This is a genomic window from Bacillus aquiflavi (assembly GCF_019915265.1).
In the GTDB taxonomy this organism is placed as follows: Bacteria; Bacillota; Bacilli; order Bacillales; family Cytobacillaceae; genus Bacillus_BT; species Bacillus_BT aquiflavi.
In genome coordinates this window covers 978,451-997,239 of the sequence record NZ_CP082780.1, presented here as the reverse complement: position 1 = coordinate 997,239, position 18,789 = coordinate 978,451, and the positions used below count along the sequence as shown (strand labels likewise).

18 protein-coding genes and 4 pseudogenes are annotated in these 18,789 nt (G+C 34.5%); 9 read left to right on the top strand and 13 right to left on the bottom strand.

All coding sequences use genetic code 11. The features are described from left to right. Positions 1–79: 79 nt before the first annotated feature. Positions 80–754 carry a YkyA family protein gene (locus K6959_RS05030; RefSeq protein ID WP_163242549.1) on the bottom strand — a complete coding sequence of 225 codons (675 nt, stop codon included), beginning with the start codon at positions 752–754 and terminating at the stop codon, positions 80–82. A gap of 220 nt (positions 755–974) precedes the next feature. Between K6959_RS05030 and K6959_RS05025 the strand changes: the two genes are divergently transcribed. From K6959_RS05025 to rnjA, 4 genes are all read left to right on the top strand, one after another. Continuing rightward, the gene (locus K6959_RS05025) at positions 975–1,103 is read left to right on the top strand and encodes a YjcZ family sporulation protein (protein ID WP_163242548.1); all 129 of its coding nucleotides are present in this window, start codon (positions 975–977) and stop codon (positions 1,101–1,103) included. A gap of 199 nt (positions 1,104–1,302) precedes the next feature. Then, on the top strand, positions 1,303–1,857 hold the full coding sequence (gene def / locus K6959_RS05020) for a peptide deformylase (RefSeq protein WP_163242547.1): 555 nt from the start codon (positions 1,303–1,305) through the stop codon (positions 1,855–1,857). 777 nt (positions 1,858–2,634) lie between these two features. Continuing rightward, entirely contained in the window at positions 2,635–2,850 is a 216-nt protein-coding gene (locus K6959_RS05015; protein ID WP_223087810.1) for a DNA-dependent RNA polymerase subunit epsilon, read from the top strand. Positions 2,851–2,856: 6 nt separating this feature from the next. Further along, positions 2,857–4,524, top strand: coding sequence for a ribonuclease J1 (gene rnjA / locus K6959_RS05010; RefSeq protein WP_163242545.1), 1,668 nt, complete (start codon positions 2,857–2,859; stop codon positions 4,522–4,524). 86 nt (positions 4,525–4,610) lie between these two features. On the opposite strand, the gene K6959_RS05005 is transcribed toward rnjA, so the two are convergent. The 10 genes and pseudogenes from K6959_RS05005 to K6959_RS04965 form a co-directional block, all read right to left on the bottom strand. Beyond that, positions 4,611–5,273: a potassium channel family protein gene (locus K6959_RS05005; RefSeq protein WP_163242544.1), complete on the bottom strand. Its 663-nt coding sequence runs from the start codon at positions 5,271–5,273 to the stop codon at positions 4,611–4,613. Between the two features lie 81 nt (positions 5,274–5,354). Continuing rightward, positions 5,355–6,369 (bottom strand): annotated as a pseudogene (locus K6959_RS05000) (cytochrome d ubiquinol oxidase subunit II). A gap of 64 nt (positions 6,370–6,433) precedes the next feature. Further along, a pseudogene (locus K6959_RS04995) lies at positions 6,434–7,784 on the bottom strand (cytochrome ubiquinol oxidase subunit I). A 244-nt stretch (positions 7,785–8,028) separates the two neighbouring features. Next, a pseudogene (locus K6959_RS18840) lies at positions 8,029–8,318 on the bottom strand (group II intron maturase-specific domain-containing protein); the annotation flags it as partial. A 462-nt stretch (positions 8,319–8,780) separates the two neighbouring features. After that, positions 8,781–9,236: a redoxin domain-containing protein gene (locus tag K6959_RS04990; protein ID WP_163242782.1), complete on the bottom strand. Its 456-nt coding sequence runs from the start codon at positions 9,234–9,236 to the stop codon at positions 8,781–8,783. 89 nt (positions 9,237–9,325) lie between these two features. Continuing rightward, a complete protein-coding gene (locus K6959_RS04985) occupies positions 9,326–9,874 on the bottom strand; it encodes a peroxiredoxin (protein WP_163242781.1) in 549 nt (182 codons plus the stop codon). 214 nt (positions 9,875–10,088) lie between these two features. Continuing rightward, a pseudogene (locus tag K6959_RS04980) lies at positions 10,089–10,989 on the bottom strand (LysR family transcriptional regulator). A 98-nt stretch (positions 10,990–11,087) separates the two neighbouring features. Next, complete coding sequence (gene cbpB, locus K6959_RS04975; protein ID WP_163242779.1) at positions 11,088–11,549, bottom strand: cyclic-di-AMP-binding protein CbpB; 462 nt, start codon at positions 11,547–11,549, stop codon at positions 11,088–11,090. A 98-nt stretch (positions 11,550–11,647) separates the two neighbouring features. After that, entirely contained in the window at positions 11,648–11,791 is a 144-nt protein-coding gene (locus tag K6959_RS04970) for a hypothetical protein (protein WP_163242778.1), read from the bottom strand. 164 nt (positions 11,792–11,955) lie between these two features. Continuing rightward, entirely contained in the window at positions 11,956–12,192 is a 237-nt protein-coding gene (locus K6959_RS04965; RefSeq protein ID WP_163242777.1) for a YkuJ family protein, read from the bottom strand. A 240-nt stretch (positions 12,193–12,432) separates the two neighbouring features. On the opposite strand from K6959_RS04965, the gene K6959_RS04960 reads away from it, so the two are divergent. Beyond that, positions 12,433–13,347 (top strand): MBL fold metallo-hydrolase, encoded by a 915-nt coding sequence (locus K6959_RS04960; protein WP_179959043.1) that lies wholly within the window; start codon positions 12,433–12,435, stop codon positions 13,345–13,347. A gap of 377 nt (positions 13,348–13,724) precedes the next feature. Here the strand turns inward: K6959_RS04960 and K6959_RS04955 are convergent, their stop codons facing one another. Beyond that, positions 13,725–13,955 carry a hypothetical protein gene (locus K6959_RS04955; RefSeq protein ID WP_163242775.1) on the bottom strand — a complete coding sequence of 77 codons (231 nt, stop codon included), beginning with the start codon at positions 13,953–13,955 and terminating at the stop codon, positions 13,725–13,727. A gap of 180 nt (positions 13,956–14,135) precedes the next feature. On the opposite strand from K6959_RS04955, the gene K6959_RS04950 reads away from it, so the two are divergent. Next, complete coding sequence (locus K6959_RS04950; RefSeq protein WP_163242774.1) at positions 14,136–14,924, top strand: C39 family peptidase; 789 nt, start codon at positions 14,136–14,138, stop codon at positions 14,922–14,924. A gap of 41 nt (positions 14,925–14,965) precedes the next feature. On the opposite strand, the gene fadH is transcribed toward K6959_RS04950, so the two are convergent. Then, complete coding sequence (gene fadH, locus K6959_RS04945) at positions 14,966–15,730, bottom strand: 2,4-dienoyl-CoA reductase (protein ID WP_223087808.1); 765 nt, start codon at positions 15,728–15,730, stop codon at positions 14,966–14,968. Positions 15,731–16,017: 287 nt separating this feature from the next. On the opposite strand from fadH, the gene K6959_RS04940 reads away from it, so the two are divergent. The 3 genes from K6959_RS04940 (at position 16,018) to K6959_RS04930 (ending at position 18,670) form a co-directional block, all read left to right on the top strand. Then, the gene (locus K6959_RS04940; protein WP_223087807.1) at positions 16,018–16,902 is read left to right on the top strand and encodes a metallophosphoesterase; all 885 of its coding nucleotides are present in this window, start codon (positions 16,018–16,020) and stop codon (positions 16,900–16,902) included. Positions 16,903–17,549: 647 nt separating this feature from the next. Then, positions 17,550–18,050, top strand: coding sequence for a L,D-transpeptidase family protein (locus tag K6959_RS04935; protein WP_179959041.1), 501 nt, complete (start codon positions 17,550–17,552; stop codon positions 18,048–18,050). A 152-nt stretch (positions 18,051–18,202) separates the two neighbouring features. Then, on the top strand, positions 18,203–18,670 hold the full coding sequence (locus K6959_RS04930) for a YkyB family protein (protein ID WP_246234810.1): 468 nt from the start codon (positions 18,203–18,205) through the stop codon (positions 18,668–18,670). Positions 18,671–18,789 lie beyond the last annotated feature (119 nt).

The window sequence follows — 18,789 nt, the reverse complement described above, 5'->3', positions numbered from 1 at the left end:
ATTGTAATTTTGTCCATCTGTTATAATACTAATTAAACAAAAAAAAAAAATCGGCTTAAGAGCCGATTTTTAAACGTTATTATTTTTTATTTTTTTGATCTTCTATCTCTATCCCACTTTCTTTGTAAAAAGATCGTTTGATTTTATTATATTTATCTGTCTCTTCATTGAACTTTTTATTCGCATCTAATATTTTTGTATATGCCTTATTTATCGCTGTAACATGCTCTTCTAACTGTTCAAGAGTCAATTGTTCATCTTTAAACATCTCATATAACTGACGGTCTAATTCGATACTATCCATGTAATGAAGATAAAGTTCATCATAGGATTGATAACGATCTATCATTGTATCATATAATTTTTTTGCAAGTTTTTTTAACTGATCATCTTCCAATTTTTTAATGGGCTGCGACAGTTTTTTAAATTCCTTTTTAGAAGCTTCTATACTTTCATGTTCCTTATCAATCAACTCCGTTCTTTTTTCAAGCAAAGAAAGTGCTTGGTCAGATAGCTTGACAATCTCATCATATTCTTTCATACCGAGGTTCATTATTTTTTCATATAATTCTTTTTCCTGCTTTTCAATCTTGACTAAAGGGTCTTGCTGAGCAGCAAAAGTTTTTTCTAACGAGACGACTTTTTCTAATGTTTCATACATTTTTTCTTCATTGGTTTTATTAAAGCAAGCTGTAAGGAAAACGACCGTCATTATGAATAGCAAAGCTAGATGGTTTTTTTGCAAAATTGACACTTAGCAACCCCCTCACAAATTCACCAATCATTACTATATCGATTGAAATCATTTTTGACAATTTAAATTTGAGTAAAGCTTAACTGCTACCAATATATTCGCCGCTCTTTTTCAATATTACTAGGCTGTCGCCTATACAAAAACATTATGAATATCATACGTTGTAGTAATCGTCCGCCATAAATTTCGGGCGAAAATTATCTTGTAGGAGGAATCCCTTATGTTTGGTTACGGATGCGGATTTGGATACCCTGGTTACGGATATGGCTATGGGTATGGTAGAGGCTTTGCGTTAATCGTAGTATTATTCATTCTTTTGATTATCGTTGGCTGCGCTTGCTGGAACTAATCTGATAGGTAAAAGCTGATCACACAAATAAACATCAATAGCTATCAGTGGGGTTAACCCCACTGATAGTTACAAACATTAATGCCCATTAGCTCTCCTAATAAAATATTTACTCGTCTCATAGCATTCATGTTAACTTTTTTCCTAATCTTTGCTACACTAATGACATTATACGTATTGATTTATGGGAGTGAAATATATGATTACAATGGATGATATTATTCGTGATGGACATCCGACATTGCGAAAAGTAGCGGAGAAAGTAGCTTTACCACCATCAGAAGAAGATAAAAATATTTTAGCAAGTTTAGTACAATATTTGCTTCATAGCCAAGACGCTAAAATTGCAGAGAAATACGGACTCCGCCCAGGCGTTGGACTTGCTGCGCCGCAAATAAACGTCTCGAAAAGAATGATTGCCGTTCATGCTCATGACGAAAAGGAGAAATTACACAGTTATGCACTTTTTAATCCACGGATTGTGAGTCACTCAGTTGAACGGACTTATTTAACTTCCGGAGAAGGGTGTCTCTCTGTTGATGAAAATATACCTGGTTATGTTCCTAGATATGCCAGAATTACTGTAAAAGGTTTTGATGAAAATGGTGCCGAAGTTAAGCTTCGCCTAAAAGGCTTTCTCGCGATTGTTTTTCAACATGAAATTGACCATTTAAATGGCATTATGTTTTATGACCATATTGACAAACAGCACCCATTAAAACCAATTGAAAATGCAATCCCCCTCGAAAGATAATTGAAAATAAGGCTAGTTCTTACTGGCATTGCTCACGTCAGTAGGAACTATAGTTTAATCACCCTTCTACAATGAAATAATATTCTTTAAAACAATATTATTTCTTATTCTTCTTATTAGAAATCTGTCTTTCATCCTTCTCTTTTATTTTAAAAATTAAACTTCATTTAATGTATCTTCAAGAAATAAAAACGGTGCACAAAAGCTTACACAACTGTAATTATTACGGTTAAATTTACACAATTAATTCTTTCCATGATTAGCCATGAAAAAATAACTGATTTCATCATATAATATAATTAAAAAAGACCATTATTTAAAATATTTCTAAACACTATTTCACTTTGGACAAGGATCGTTTAAAATAAGAAGTGAGGAGATGATCCACAATGTTAAAGAAGCTTAAAAAGAAGCTTTTAAAACAGTGGAAAGATTTGCTTCGAAAAAAACAATTGCATGACTTTTAAGCCCTTCAAGCTTGCGAAGGGCTTCTTCCTTATTGTACATTGATTAGTAGTATCCCCTTTTACTTATGTGTTATATTAAAAATGATCCTCAATCATAATTAGTATTACTCACTTAATTATTTGTACATATTAGGCTTTACATTATGTTAATCTTAGCTGAGTCTTCCTTTCCGTTGTAAATATGACGGTGATGAAATAAGCTACTTTTTCGTAACGACCCATTGTTTTGGAAATTACTGCTTAAATAACATGAAAAACATGTAAAGTTTCTATATAATAATAAAAGGATTTAAATGGAGGAGCGATTTATATGATTTACAAAATTTTTTACCAAGAAATTAAAAACGAAGTGCCTGTGCGCGAAAAAACAAAAGCTTTTTTTTTTTTTTTAGAAGCTAGTTCTGAAAGGGAAGTTCGTTTAAAATTAAAGGACCGCTCAATTAATATCGAGTTTATCCAGCCAGTAGAAGGAGCTTTTTTAGAGTATGAACGTCAAAATGAAGATTTTAAAGTATTGGAGATATGATAATTTATGAAATTTGTTAAAAATGATCAAACTGCCGTATTTGCGCTAGGCGGTCTTGGAGAGATAGGTAAAAATACTTATGCAGTTCAGTTTCAAGATGAAATTATTTTAATTGATGCCGGTATTAAATTTCCGGAAGATGAGCTTCTCGGCATTGATTATGTCATCCCAGATTATACGTATTTAGTTAAGAACGAGGATAAAATTAAAGGTCTTTTTATTACACATGGTCATGAAGACCACATTGGCGGAATCCCTTATTTATTGAGACAAGTGAATGTACCAATCTATGGTGGACAATTGGCATTAGGACTTATTAAAAATAAATTAGAGGAACATGGGTTACTTAGACAAACGAAGCTATATGAAATTAAAGAAGATGACATCATTAAATTTAGAAAAACGTCTGTATCCTTTTTCCGTACAACCCATAGTATTCCTGATTCCTATGGTGTAGTTGTCAAAACTCCGCCAGGTCAAATTGTTCACACTGGAGATTTTAAATTTGACTTCACACCTGTAGGAGAACCAGCAAATCTTACGAAAATGGCTGAAATCGGTAAAGAGGGGGTTCTTTGTTTATTATCTGACAGCACAAATAGTGAGATACCGGATTTTACTATGTCAGAACGTCGTGTAGGTGAAAATATTCAAGATATTTTTCGAAAGGTAGAAGGAAGAATTATTTTTGCTACTTTCGCCTCAAATATTCATCGCCTGCAACAAGTGACTGAAGCAGCCGTTTCAAATGGGCGGAAAATTGCTGTATTTGGCCGGAGCATGGAAGCAGCTATTAACATCGGACTCGATTTAGGTTATATTCATGCACCGAAAGATACATTTATTGAACCACAGCAAATTAATCGACTACCTGCCGATAAAGTCACGATATTATGTACTGGAAGTCAAGGGGAACCAATGGCAGCATTATCAAGGATTGCAAATGGCACGCACCGGCAAATTCAAATTATTCCTGGCGATACTGTTGTCTTCTCGTCTTCCCCAATACCAGGAAATACAATAAGCGTAAGCAAAACAATTAACTTACTTTATCGTGCTGGTGCAGAAGTCATCCATGGTGCATTAAGTGATATTCATACTTCAGGTCATGGCGGTCAAGAAGAACAAAAGCTAATGTTGCGTTTAATGAAGCCGAAGTTTTTTATGCCCATCCATGGAGAATACCGGATGCAAATTATGCATGCAAAATTAGCAGTTGACTGTGATGTTGATCAAGAGAATTGCTTTATTATGGATAATGGCGAAGTACTTGCTCTAAGTGAAGATTCTGCACAAATTGCTGGCAAGATTCCTTCAGGATCTGTTTATATTGATGGCAGCGGGGTCGGTGATATCGGTAATATCGTCCTTCGTGATCGGCGAATTTTATCAGAAGAAGGTTTAGTTGTAGTCGTTGTTAGTATCAATATGAAAGACTTCAAAATTGCTGCAGGTCCAGACATTATCTCTCGCGGATTCGTTTATATGCGCGAATCAGGAGATTTAATTAATGATGCACAAAGCTTAATAACAAAACATTTAAATAAAGTAATGGAAAGAAAAACAACGCAATGGTCTGAAATTAAAAATGAAATCACTGATACGCTAGCTCCATTTCTATATGAAAAAACAAAGCGGCGACCAATGATTTTACCAATAATTATGGAAGTTTAAATAAGCACTGTTATCATGTAAAATTAGTGTACTATTAAAAAACCCCTACAAAGATTTTTCTATTTTCTCTGTAGGGGTTTTTTACTCTATAGATCAATTAACTTTTTCTCAAATCGATTGATATCAGAATCTGCTCCGATAACAATTAAAATATCATTAGCATGAATAACCTCGTTAGCGATAGGTGAAACGATAATATCTTTATTACGCTTGATTGCAACAATATTTACACCAAACTTAGCCCGGATATCAAGATCAACGATAGACTTTCCGATAATTTTTTCACTTGCTACAATCTCAACTATGCTATGTTCATCTGAGAGCTCTAAATAATCTAATACATTATTTGAAACGATGTTTTGTGCAATTCGTCTCCCCATATCTCGTTCAGGATGAACGACGTGATCCGCACCAATTTTTCGCAATACTTTTTCATGATAATCATTTTGTGCCTTTACGGTTATATGTTTAACGCCCAACTCTTTTAATATCAGTGTTGTTAAAATGCTTGCTTGGATATCATCCCCTATTGCAACTATTACATGTTCAAAATTTCTAATACCAAGACTTTTCAGCACTGTTTCATCAGTTGTATTTCCTACAACCGCATGGGTAGCAATCATAGAAAACTCATTGACTCGTTCTTCGTTATTGTCTATCGCCATTACTTCCATTCCTAACTCAGTTAAAGAGCGACAAATACTACCTCCAAACCGCCCCAATCCAATTACAGCAAACTCCTTCTTCAAACATAACGCCCCCACTAAATAGTATCTTGACTCATTTTAGCATAAAATGTTCCTTTCGTATTTGCTTATTTCACTGCTCGATTATTTTCTGCCTTTCACATATTCTGCGTCAAATAAAAATAAACGCATCAGCATAAACAGTGATGGAATGAGGAGAAATAGACCTGCAATAAAGGCAATAATAAGCGCAATCCCCATTGTCTCGTTCGTATAGCCCGAATAAATTGTAATGAAAGGGTCTAATAAATATGGTAAATGTGATGCTCCATAACCAAAAAAGGCAAAAAAGAATTGAAGCATCACAAAAATAAATGCAGTACCATAAGCTTTCTTTTTATAAATAAGATACACTGCTCCTACAAAGAATATGAACGACAATGCAAACATCCACCAAAGATCTATTGCATTTTCAAAATGACGGAGATTATGTGCTCGTAACGAAATAAACACAAACAAACTAGCCAAAATAGTCGGACCACTCCAAGTAAGCGCAAATTTCCGAATTAACTGCTTTGCCTCAATATCGTTAGCTCTATCAGCATAATACGTTAAAAATGAAGCACTAATAAATAAAACGGATACGATCGCTAAAAAAACAACACTCCATGCATATGGACTTAAAAATAATTCTTTCATCAATAGGACAACTTGATCCCCTCTTATTTCAATAAATCCTCCTTCAGAGATTGTCAGAGCCATTGAAAGTGAGGCAGGAATAAGTAAACCAGTTGCACCATATAAAAACAAGAATAGTTTATTATCTTTATACCCATAATTACCAAAGGCATAAAAAGATCCTCGAATCGCTAATAATATTAGGGCAATACTTCCCGGAACCAATAGCGCAGTGCCATAATAGTAAGCCGTATCAGGAAAAAATCAACTAAAAACCGACAAAAAAGAACACGAAAAAGACATTTGTAACCTCCCATACAGGCGATAAGTACCGACTAATAATGTGATTAATAATATGATCTTTCTTTGTCCTTTTTCCATAATAAGCAAAAAAGCCAGCACCAAAATCAATGGAAGCTACAATAACATAGCCATATAAAAATAACCATAGGACAGTAATTCCGAGGATTTCCGTACTCATTTAAAACTCCCCTTTCGTTCGAAAAATTAAATAACCTCAAAATAGTTGTTATTTTTTTTATCTGTTATTTCGATATCATGTGAGCATAACGTTCATTAAGCTCGACTTCTGCTGGCTTCTTTTTAAACATTTTATTAAGCACTATCGAAGAAATAGTTGCTAAAGCAATATAAAGAAGGATAAATAATATTAGCATTGAACCAACATTATTTGCTGTTGTAGCTCCGTTTGTTACCTTCATGTACCCTCTTAAAATCCACGGTTGTCTTCCAACCTCTGCAAAAATCCAACCAATTTCAATCGCTAACATTGATAATGGTCCACTCGCAACAATTGCCCATAAAAGCGGTTTATTGTGTGGATTTCCCTTTTTCCACTTTAAAAGCAATAAATAAACAGCAGCAATAAACAGCGTAAAGAAACCGATTAAAACCATTAGATCAAATAAATAATGAATCCATAGTGGAGGCTGTTCTTCCTTTGGAATCTGATCTAAGCCAATAACTTCTGTTTCAAATGAATTGCCAGCAAGAAAACTTAATGCTTTTGGAATTCTTATTTCATTACTAATGTTGTGGGTATTTTTATCTAACGTACCAAACAAAATCAAGTCAGCACCTTTTTCTGTTTCAAAATGCCATTCAGCAGCTGCTAACTTTTCAGGTTGTTTTTTTGCTAAAAACTTTGCAGATAAATCTCCAGCTAAAGCGGTTCCGGCTGCAAATAAAAGAGTTGCAACCATCGTTAATTTTAATGCTTTTTGCTCATATACTCCTCTTTTGCCACGAATCATAGCAAAAGCGGTTATAGCGGCTAAAATCATAGCCGAAGTTAAATAGGAGGAAGTTAACACATGAAAAGTTTTAGTAGGTGTAGCAGGATTAAACATTGCCTTAAGCGGATCAAGTTTTGTAATTATCCCATTAGCTAGTTCAAATCCTTGCGGAGTATTCATAAATGCATTGACAGTCGTAATGAAAAAAGCTGATGCTGATGAGCCGATTACAACTGGTATTGATAATAACCAATGGTATATCGGCTTTTTAAAGCGATCCCACGTATATAAATAAATACTTAAAAAAAAAAAAAATCGCTTCAAAGAAAAATGCAAATGTTTCCATGAATAAAGGAAGGCTAATTGCTTGACCTGCTATTTTCATAAAGCTTGGCCAAAGTAATGAAAGCTGAAGTCCGATACTAGTTCCCGTTACAACTCCTACGGCAACTGTAATTGTAAAACCTCTTGCCCACCTTCTTGCAAGTAAAATATAATAAGGATCATTCTTTTTTATCCCAATATATTCCGCAATAGAGATCATAACCGGAACACCAACACCAATTGTTGCAAAGATAATATGAAATCCTAAAGTTAAAGACGTTAACATCCGACTACGAAACACGCTATCAAATTCCATAAAATTTAACCCTCCATTTCTTATTGGACAATTATTTTAAAATAATTATTACTATATATACATTGTAAATGTTTAAATCATCTGAAAAACGCTATGGAAGTGACGTTTTTTTGTTACGAAAATCACAAATTTTTGTGACGCTTTCAAATAAGGGAGAAATGAAAATTTTAATCGAGTAGGAGGGGGTGATTAGCCCCCGACCTCTCACACCACCGTACATACGGTTCCGTATACGGCGGTTCAATTAAGATGAATAACGCAAAGTTTCGTAACGAATTTGCAGACTTTTCAGCCCTTGGCTTTCCCAGTAGGAATTGTCAAGGGTTCTGTGTAATATGGGGCTTTTTGAAATGCGCCAGTACCCTTTCCGGGTATTCCCCCACTCATATGCTTTTCCGTATGGGATGTTTAAGCGAGTGAGGTTTCTGACTCTTGTCCGAGGTTTCTTCCAATTCTTCCATAGACACATTCTCAATAACTATCTAACAACTTGAAGATACTTGGTGTACCTGCTAGCGCAAAATAACCACACCATCTATCCGCCTCATTTACTTGATATGACCTTCGATAGAAAGAGCTTTATTTTGTTTGGCAAACTCACTCAATCATATCTAGCCTTGTATGAGATTCGTGTTCCTCGGATCGGTGTTTTGCCTCCAGCTTCCTTCAGATTCCATGTCACCACGGACACCCTTGCTCTTGGCTAACCTCTACTTCTGTCTTCGGGGTTCGGGACTTGCACCCTATAGTTCATGCGCATGCCGGGCGCACCAAAAAAAAAAAACGATTGCTTCAATCGAAACAATCGTTTTTTACTGTTACAAACGTTCACATTCTTTGTTACTTGCATTTCGTTGTTATTCTGAACTATAGTTCTATTCGCTTACATCCCTCGACTGACAAACGTTTCTAATTATCTGAAGGAGGGTATTGACTTTAAATATTAACTTTGTCTACAAACTCCAATTGCTTCAATCGAAACCACCGCTTTTTACTTTATTCACTTTTCTCCATTTCATCTAGTACTCGATTCACACGTTTTTCAAGCATCTTCATGCCACTTCCGCCTGCTTGGAAATGACGCAATTTTCCTTCTTTATCAAATACATAATAGGCTGGCACATATTGATTCTCGAATGCATCATTCAGCTTTAACTCGCTATCAATGAAAATAGGTTGTGTAATCTCATGTTCATCAGCGATCTTCTTTATTTCATCAAGATCAAGATCATTTTCCGAGCGCGGCATATGAACAGCAACAACGTTTAATTTGTCTTTATATTGATCACGAAAATTGTTCACATGAGGCATTGCTTCTTTACATAAATGGCAGCTAACTGACCAAAAATGTATCAACGTTGGTTTTTCACCTACTAGCTGTTCTCTGGTCACTTCTCCATTAAGCCATGCAACAGCACCAGTTAATTCTGGCATTGGTTCACGTAATTTCATTTATTTTACCTCCTTAAAATGAAAATGATAGATGGTAGAAAAAGACCTAACAAGCGTTAGGTCTTTTATGTTTTCACTTTATTTCTAAATTAAACTTTAAGAGTTTCTTGACCTGGTCTCCAGTTTGCAGGACAAAGTCCACCAGTTTGAAGAGCTTGAAGAACACGTAATGTTTCGTCAACATCACGGCCAATATTGTTATGGTTAACAACAGAGTACATTAACTCTCCTTCAGGGTTAATAATATATAAACCACGAAGTGCAACTCCATCTTCTTCAATAAGCACACCATAATCGCGTGATACGACATGATTTGTATCTGCAGCAAGTGGATACTTAAGATCACCTAAACCGTTTTCTTTACGGTCAGTTTTAATCCATGCTAAGTGTGTATGAATTGTGTCAGTTGAAACACCGATTACTTCAGCATCTAGATCTTCAAATTCATCATAACGGTCTGAAAGTGCAGTGATTTCAGTCGGGCATACGAATGTAAAGTCCATCGGATAAAAGAACAAAACAGTCCATTTGCCGTTTTTCATATTTTCTTCAAGACTTACTTTCCCAAATTCTTTATTTGGCATTACTGCATCCATTTCAAAACGAGGTGCTTGCTTTCCTACCATGCGTTCTGGCATAAATAATCCCTCCATTATTTTTTTAAATGAGAATGTCTTTAGTTAATTCTCATTTGTATTACCCTCAACAATTATCATTATAGTTGATTGTAATCTTATGGTCAACATTAAATTATAATAAATTTAAAAAAGTATTTATTATCATTAACAAAAGAAAACTGTCATACTTGTTGTACCCATTTTCTATTAAATTATTTGTTAAATGACGTTTTTTTTAAAATTGTCCACATTCATCTATATATTCTTGAACAATTTCGATAAATGCTTGTACTTGTTTTAATTTAAAAGCTGATTCATACCCAAGAAGCCAAGTATCCCTTTTAATTGGTTCATTATTTTCATCTAATAACGGAATTTTAAAAATATCCTTTTTTGCTCCATTTAGCGTAATTGCAGGTAAAATAGCATATCCTATACCATTAAATGTCATTTGCTTACATGTTTCAATCTGATCAACAATAATTGTTCTTTTTGGGATTGTTTGAAACTGACGATGCCACCAATCTTGGATTTCTTGATAGTAATTTGAGTCACTTTTAAATTGAATTAACGGTCTGTCTGTTTCCAACACTTGTTCAATTTTAGTTATTTGTTTATCAACTAAAAACAGACTATCTTTAAATAAGTGAATTTTAACTCCTTTCCAAGTAGGAGTTCCACGAATAATACCTATGTGAACGTCATCTTCATATAGGGATTTTAAAATTTCACTGCTCCAGCCGGTAATAAGTGAAATTTTTGCATGTGGATAACGGCTGACAAACTTTTTTAACACTTGCGGAAGCCAGTTCTGTCCAACAATAGAAGCAACGGCAATTTTTAAAGTTCCATGTACTTTTGATTCCAACGCTTGAATCGATTCACGTACCTTTTCCTCACGGGCTACGGGCTAGTATTTCATTAGCAAAATTTACAACCATCTCACCTGCAGGAGTTAAAGTGACCCCTTTTTGCGAACGAAGAAAAAGCTTTCGATCCCATTCTTTTTCAATCGTTTGCAGACGTTGAGAAAGAGCAGGCTGGGAAACAAATAGCCTTTCGGCAGCTTTCCGCATATTCATTTCCTCAGCGAGAACAGATAATAATTGCAATTCGGAAAAATATGACAAATTCATCACCCTAATATGATATCTTTAAATTCTTTATTATTACATGATGGTTGTGAGAATTGGAGCATATGAGAGGTATTATTTGACTAGGAAAAACAGCTCCCCTACTTGGGAGCCTTGGTGTATCTATTCAACTTGTGCACATACTGATTCAATTGTTTTAAAACAGCCCGTCTTGTTAAAATCCCTTCAAAATACCCGTTTTCATCTTCAACACATAAAAAAGGATGATCAACAAGAAGCTCTAAGTAGGCATTCATTGTTGCATTAATTTTCAAACGTGGTACTGTACGGTTCATGACCTCCTCAACTCGTTTTTCTTCTAACTTTTCAAATTCAATTCTTTCTAGTCCAAGAATTGCCTCCATGATAATGGGTGTACTAATTAAACCGTGTAATTTATAGTGTGGATCTAAAACAGGGATAGCAGTGTATCCGCTCTTTGTTAAAACAAGTAAAGCATGTTCTAAGCTATTTCCAATTTGCACGTGTGCAACTCGTTCTGATGAAATCATCAAATCTTTCAGGTTATTTTCAATAAACTCCCCACTGTACAGACTGATCATAGTCGAAAACTCCCTAAAATTATTCTGTTAATCACTTTAATTTTATCACAGTTTTCGAAAGTTCGCCTTTTATATACATTCAGATAGCCTTATATTTTTTAACCTTTGCTTGTTTCAATATTACGAACAGTGTAGCTGCACTTTGGACATTGGTAAATAACATTTTGATTTGCTTGTGCTGTCAAAACCTCATCAATTTCTTTTTCAACATGACATTTTGGACATTTTACAATTGGTAGCATATAATCACCTTTCTTTATTTTTTATAGCTTTTGTATTTAGAAAAGTTTTTATCATTTATTTATTGCTAAACTGACGTGTAAGACACGAATGAGCTTAAAAAACAAACATATTGTTTAAACGTCAATATAAAATAAGGAGAGTTCACAAGTAACTCTCCTACATTTCACTGAATTAAATCAAATATTTCGATCGTAATCATATCAATATTATCAAATTGATATTTTTTCGACTTCTCTTTCATATTAAACACTTCTAATTCATATGTCTTCGTTTTAGGGTGATAGGTTACTTGGCACTTACGCTCTCCATTTACCTCAAAAAAACGTTGAGCTGCTTCACCCCCACTTGCCTGTTCCTGAAGGCTTTTTAATCTCGTTAAAATTCCTTGAAGTTGTGACATACTTCCTCTCCTTTCAAACAAAAAACACAGTTTTTTTTTTTCTTTCTCTTCCAGGATGTTTCTATCCACATGCTATTTTTTCAGAATATTCTCTCCATTCCTTTACATGTCGATATTTACAGCATAAAATAATAGAGAGTGTTTTTACAACTATAAGTTTTTGTTGAGGAGGGGATTTTTTTTTTTTTGCAGCAAATCGATCAACTCGCTGAAAAAATTTTTTTAATTGATAATTTTGATATGAAAATGAAAGAAAGAACCGGAACTTATGTGCTTGCAGAAGAGAATTTAACGATTATAGAAACTTCAGCAAGCCCTTCGATTCCATTTATTATTGACGGATTAAAAAAGTTGAATTTTTCATTATCTGATATTAAATATATTATTGTCACTCATATTCATCTTGATCATGCTGGGGGCGCAGGGCTGCTTCTCGAACAATGTCCCAACGCTACCGTTGTTGTCCACCCGAAAGGAGCCCGACACTTAATAAACCCTGCAAAGCTTATAAAAGGCGCTAAGGCTGTATACGGGGAACAGTTTGATGAGTTATTTCATCCGATTTTACCAATTCCTGAAAATAAAATTTTAATAATGGATGATAAAGATGAGCTACACATTGGCAAAGAGTGTACGTTAACTTTTTACCACACACCCGGCCATGCATATCATCATTTTAGTATTTATCATTCTGTTGTAAACGGAATGTTTACTGGCGATACAGCAGGTGTTCGCTATCCCGAACTATATAAAGATGGCGTTGAATTATACTTGCCTTCAACATCACCTAACCAGTTTAATCCGGAAGAAACACTTGAATCGATTAAACTTTATGAATCAATGAAGCTCGATTACATTTTTTTTGGACATTATGGGATGTCAGCAACCCCAGCCAAAGTCTATCAGCAAATTCATACATGGCTACCGATATTTTTAAATGAAGCAGAAGAAGCATATCAACAATCGACTTTAATGAGTGAACAAATAAAAGCAACGAAAGAACGGTTATCCATAAAAGTCACTGAACATTTACAATCATTAGGAATAGGCTTAAACCACCCAGTTTACAATATTCTTGCACTAGATATTAGTGTCTGCTCAATGGGATTGATTGATTATTTACAAAAGAAATATGAAGCAGTGAAGCATCTTTAAAAAAAGAAATAGTATTGATCCAATTCCTTTTTATTCATGCAACGTTTTGTTACAGGCTTAATCTTATGAGATCCGCAGTAAGCAAAGCTTTATGTTATGAATGAAAATCTAATAGCAAAGATTTAACATTAAGTTAAGCGGTTGACATTAAATAGTAACAGAATAATTAAAGGCATTTGTTCTCATAAGGTAGATTTCATAATTTTATCATTATTCTGCTTTGATAAAGCCCTTCATCATGACTTTTTAAACATACTGATCCAGCATGATTTCTGAAGAATATTTAACAACAGTAAAACAATCAACAGCATCAAGAAAACGTGCTTAAAGAATGTTCCTAAATTATAAAAAAAGGCGCTAATTCATGCGCCTTTTTTCTATAAGCTAGCTGCATAAACAATGATTAAAAGTAGGATAACAAAAAAAGCAGCGTAAGCAATAAAAATTGGGTTGCGAATATAAGCATGCTCTTGAGCTTGCTCTGGAATTTCAGAGTCAAGCTCCCCTTTTACCTTTTCACGCCCTCTACCAATAATCCATGTATAAATTAGAGAAAAAACTAAGATTCCTAATAAAACGATTAATATTGTCGTTAAATATAAACTCATTTTGTGTGAATCTCTCCCTTTTCGGAAAGTTAGCTTTATATTACGTTGCCACAATATAAACAAAACTATACGGGTTATAAAATCCATATTTATCCATTAAAAATGGAAGAATCAGCTCAACATAATATGATTAAAAAACAGAATGATAAGGGTGACAAAGAAAATATGGAGGATAAATATATGAAAAAAATTCTCTCTGTTTTAATTGCCCTTCCGTTGTTAGGTTGTGCTGGCACGAAAGAAACAAAAAGTTTTCGGATGGAAAACGAAACTCCTTTACCAGCAGCTTATAAATCAGGAGACAATAGGCAAAATCAATCAGCTGTTCAAAAAATTGAGCAACAAAAGACAACAGAACAAGATCAGAAAAAGGAAAAAATTATTCTAGATGTCCCGCTAATAAAGCAAAATCCCGAACTAAAATATGGCTGTGAAGTAACAAGTACAGCAATGGTTCTTCAATATAGCGGAGTTAATACAAATAAAATGGAACTTTATGAAAAGGTAAAAAAAGACCCAGACCCTATTAAAAGAGCACCAAGCGGAGACATATTAGAGTGGGGAAACCCAGCTGAAGGCTATGTTGGGGATATGACCGGGAAAACAGCAGGTTATGCAGTGTTTGATAAGCCTATTGTAGATTTAATTAATCAATACTTGCCAAATAAAGCAGTTAATTTAACGAATAAAGACTTTGAAGAAGTGCTTGCACACGTATCTAAAGGCTATCCTGTTGTCATTTGGACAACAGGCGATTATCGACTTCCAGACCGATGGGAAGCATGGAAACATGGAAATGAAACAATTGAAACCCCATTAGATCTTCATGTAGTTGTGTTAGTTGGATACGATCAAAATTACGTTTATTTAAATGACCCTCTCTCTGGAAAAAAACAAGCAAAAGTAAATAAAGAACAATTTATTTCCTCATGGAAAGCATTAAAGCAAAGAGCAGTCAGTTATAAATAAATGAAGATGGAATTGGATGATTCCCAGTTCCATCTTCAAAATTAAAACGGGAATTGATTTAACCATTGCCCTCCGTCCATTGTAATGCATTCACCATTTATATATGCAGCATGATTAGAAAATAAGAAAAATGCAAGCTCAGCAATTTCTTCAGGAGTACCAAGTCTTCCTAATGGTACACTGTTAATGGTTCTTTTTCCTGCTTCCTCCGATTCCCATAATCGATCTGCGCCTCCAGTTCTTTCAATCGGTCCTGGTGCAATTGCATTTACACGGATTCCATAACGTCTGCCCCATTCCACTGCCAATGTACGTGTCATTGAAAGTACACCAGCTTTTGCAGCAGCAGAGTGAATAACACCTGCACCAGCATTCCACGCATATGTTGCTACCATATTAATAATACTTCCTTTAATCCCCTTTTCAATCCAATATTTCCCTACTTCACTGCTGCAATAAAAAGTGCCGTTTAAAACAATGTCTATGACTACATTCCAACCATTAACACTTAATTTTTTTGCAGGACATAAGAAGTTTCCAGCAGCGTTATTAACGAGGTAATCAATCGTTTTAAATTGTTCCGTTGTTTCGCTAATCATTCTTTTAACATCATCAATATTTCTAACATCCATTTGACAAGTTAACACTTGTCCCGGATTTTGCTCAATTTCCTTTTTCGCCTCTTCTAGTTTCTCCATCGTCCTGCCTGTAATAACTACTTTTGCTCCCGCACTGGCAAAACGTTTCGCCATATGTTTCCCCATTCCACTAGAACCGCCTGTTACTATAACAACTTTATTTTTCAAATGACATACTCCTCTCCAAAAATGAATGAACATTCATTCTTTATTTTATCATAAAGAGTTGCAATATTCTAATAAAAATAAAGCTTAAATTCAAACTGATACATTACTTGATAATAAATTGAATTGATCGCTAATATTTATTAAAACAATTAGACTTTATTTTTGTAAAAATTTTTTCTAAAACGTATTCTCTAATCATGTTATCTTTATATTTTTATTAACAACATTTATGTACTTCTTTTTCTCATGATACTTTGATACTATTTTAATTATATTAATAGAATAGGTTGGTTTTAAAAAAAAAAAAAAAACGTATTTCCCGAAGATCATTTATTAAAAGAACACTAAGTACTATTTTTACAGTATTCGCTGTTGGCTCAGGCAGTTATTTTTATGCACATTCTATTGAACCAAAACTATTAAATATTTCAAAGTATACGATTCGTCACGAAAAGATTCCCGCAAGCTTTAATGGGTTTAAAAAAATTCAATTTAGTGATACTCACCTTGGTTTTCAATATACCCTTGCTCAGCTTGAAAAGTTAATCTTAAAAATTAATCAGCATGAGCCCGATATTATTTTTTTTTCAGGTGATTTAATCGATGACCCTAAAAACTACCCAGAAGCTGGTAAGCTTACTTCGATTTTAAAAAATTTAAAAGCTCCTTTTGGTAAATTTGCTGTTTATGGAAACCATGATCATGGAGGATACGGCACAAACCTTTACGAACAAATTATGACCAATGCAGGATTTCATCTTCTTTTAAATGAGGCAGCCCCCGTTGAACTATTAGATAAAAGTCAGATTTATATTGTAGGTATTGATGATGCAATGTTGGGGAAGCCGGATATTAAAACATCTTTAAAAAACGTGCCTGCTGACGGCTATAAAATCCTTCTTTCCCATGCCCCAGATCTAGCTGACGATGCGCAAACTTTTAACATTCATCTTCAGCTTAGCGGACATAGTCATGGCGGACAAATACAAATTCCCTTTTTAGGTGCACTCGTTAAACCACCTTTTGCCGAAAAGTATGTTGAAGGTATGTACAAGATTACTGGAGACGAACCGCTAACTTTATATGTCAATCGAGGATTAGGAACGACTCGTCTCCCTTTTCGTTTCTTATCACGCCCAGAACTATCCATTTTTACGCTTTCATCATCCTAATTAATCAGGCTGTCAAAAATCATTGACAGCCTTAAACTCTAGATAAACAAACTCATAAACGACTGCTTTAATCGCACTTATCCTCTTGCTACCCACTTTGCCTGTCAATTGTTTTAAGTAGTCTTTTGAGCATTTGCTTCAAATATGACTTTGTTTACAAGCTCGCCTGTTTGTAAATTTTTCAAAAATTTATCTTTGCATATCGAATGCCCACCAATTAGCTTTTCCGAACAATTTGACCATTATGGGAACGAATCATGGCAACATAATAAATGCGTCAAATAATAAACCGCTTAACACAATGGTTGAAATTTGCAAAAATGATCAAACAGCAGCTGGAAACAAAACAGCTAATGTACCTGCTAAGATGATCATAACTGAAATAACACTGTCCCCATATTTTTCATTGATCGTATGAGGGCCTCCTCTCCTCTCATCTCCTAATATTCATTAAATCGATCCCTTAACACTAGTAAAAACAACTTCGTTTAACGATCTTTCTAAATTTTTAAAGATTAGGAGTAAATTAACAGTTACTATCTTGTCAATTCAATTAAAGCAGAATTCAACTTTGTACAGGCGCAAACGATTATGTATCCCATAAAATAATAAAAGAAGCCCGCAAAAAAAATGATGAAAGGAAGAGTATGATGATTCATATCGTTAAAAATGGAGAAACTCTTTCATCTATATCTAAAAACTACAGACGAAGTATTTCTCAATTATTAGCAGCTAATCCTCAGTTAGTACCGCCTTTTTTAATTTATCCTGGACAAAGATTGCAAATACCCGGGTTACCAGATCCACAATCTATTGAATATCAAATAATTGTTTCTTTAAATAATCGAACGTTAACGTTATTGAAAAATGGAATTCCGTTTAAAACGTACCCTGTCGGAATTGGGAAAATACTTACAAAAACACCTATTGGTGATTACGTTATCGTCAATCGACAGCCTCATCCTGGTGGTCCGTATGGAGCTATGTGGTTATCGTTATCAAGAGCAGGTTATGGAATACATGGAACAAATAACCCTGCCTCGATCGGTAAAATGGTTTCAAAAGGCTGTATTCGAATGTACAACAAAGATGTACTTCAGCTTGCAAAGTTTGTGCCGAATGGAACAAGAGTCATGATTCAACCTTAAAAAAAAGCAATTGATCGTTCACTTTTTCTGCTTCTTTTTTTATTTTTTTAAAGTAAAATAATATATGGTACAGATTGACTTTTAAAATCGTTTCATTATAGGTTATAATGAAGAAAAGAGGCACTTATATTATTTTGAAAGGAGTCATCATTTTGAGTCACGACAAATATGAATCTCCACTTCGATCAACAGTGGAAAACCTCGCACAGGCCATCTTCACCGTGAATCGTCACGCTAAAACCGCTCCAAACCCTAAATACTTATATAGACTAAAACATGAAGCACTAAAAAAATTATTAAAAGAAGGAAAAGCAAAAAAAATTGGCCTCCACTTTTCCAAAAATCCAAAATTTAGTCAACAACAATCAGATGTTCTTGTTGAATGCGGAAAATACTCATTCCACATTCCTCCGTCTAAACAAGATTTCCAAACATTACCCCATCTCGGAAAACTTAATCATTTAGTGCGTAATCCAAAAACTCGACTTTCACTTAATGAAGCCAAGAAAATGTTGGAATTGTATACTTGTTTAAAAGAAGACAAGCATCATCATACAAAAAATAAGCACCGTCAGCCGCAGAAGCCTGTCTTCAAAAGACTTGGCGAAAGCTATTTTTAAATCGAGTAGGAGGGGGTGATTAACCCCCGACCTCTCACACCACCGTACATCATGTCACCACGGACACCCTTGCTCTTGGCTAACCTCTACTTCTGTCTTCGGGGTTCGGGACTTGCACC

What these genes read in the sequence shown, in the direction of transcription:
- K6959_RS05025 (WP_163242548.1), top strand. Translation starts at nt 975, where the DNA reads ATGTTTGGTTACGGATGCGGATTTGGATACCCTGGTTACGGATATGGC.
- def (WP_163242547.1), top strand. Translation starts at nt 1,303, where the DNA reads ATGATTACAATGGATGATATTATTCGTGATGGACATCCGACATTGCGA.
- K6959_RS05015 (WP_223087810.1), top strand. Translation starts at nt 2,635, where the DNA reads ATGATTTACAAAATTTTTTACCAAGAAATTAAAAACGAAGTGCCTGTG.
- rnjA (WP_163242545.1), top strand. Translation starts at nt 2,857, where the DNA reads ATGAAATTTGTTAAAAATGATCAAACTGCCGTATTTGCGCTAGGCGGT.
- K6959_RS04990 (WP_163242782.1), bottom strand. Translation starts at nt 9,236, where the DNA reads ATGAAATTACGTGAACCAATGCCAGAATTAACTGGTGCTGTTGCATGG.
- K6959_RS04985 (WP_163242781.1), bottom strand. Translation starts at nt 9,874, where the DNA reads ATGCCAGAACGCATGGTAGGAAAGCAAGCACCTCGTTTTGAAATGGAT.
- cbpB (WP_163242779.1), bottom strand. Translation starts at nt 11,549, where the DNA reads ATGATCAGTCTGTACAGTGGGGAGTTTATTGAAAATAACCTGAAAGAT.
- K6959_RS04970 (WP_163242778.1), bottom strand. Translation starts at nt 11,791, where the DNA reads ATGCTACCAATTGTAAAATGTCCAAAATGTCATGTTGAAAAAGAAATT.
- K6959_RS04965 (WP_163242777.1), bottom strand. Translation starts at nt 12,192, where the DNA reads ATGTCACAACTTCAAGGAATTTTAACGAGATTAAAAAGCCTTCAGGAA.
- K6959_RS04960 (WP_179959043.1), top strand. Translation starts at nt 12,433, where the DNA reads ATGAAAATGAAAGAAAGAACCGGAACTTATGTGCTTGCAGAAGAGAAT.
- K6959_RS04955 (WP_163242775.1), bottom strand. Translation starts at nt 13,955, where the DNA reads ATGAGTTTATATTTAACGACAATATTAATCGTTTTATTAGGAATCTTA.
- K6959_RS04950 (WP_163242774.1), top strand. Translation starts at nt 14,136, where the DNA reads ATGAAAAAAATTCTCTCTGTTTTAATTGCCCTTCCGTTGTTAGGTTGT.
- K6959_RS04935 (WP_179959041.1), top strand. Translation starts at nt 17,550, where the DNA reads ATGATGATTCATATCGTTAAAAATGGAGAAACTCTTTCATCTATATCT.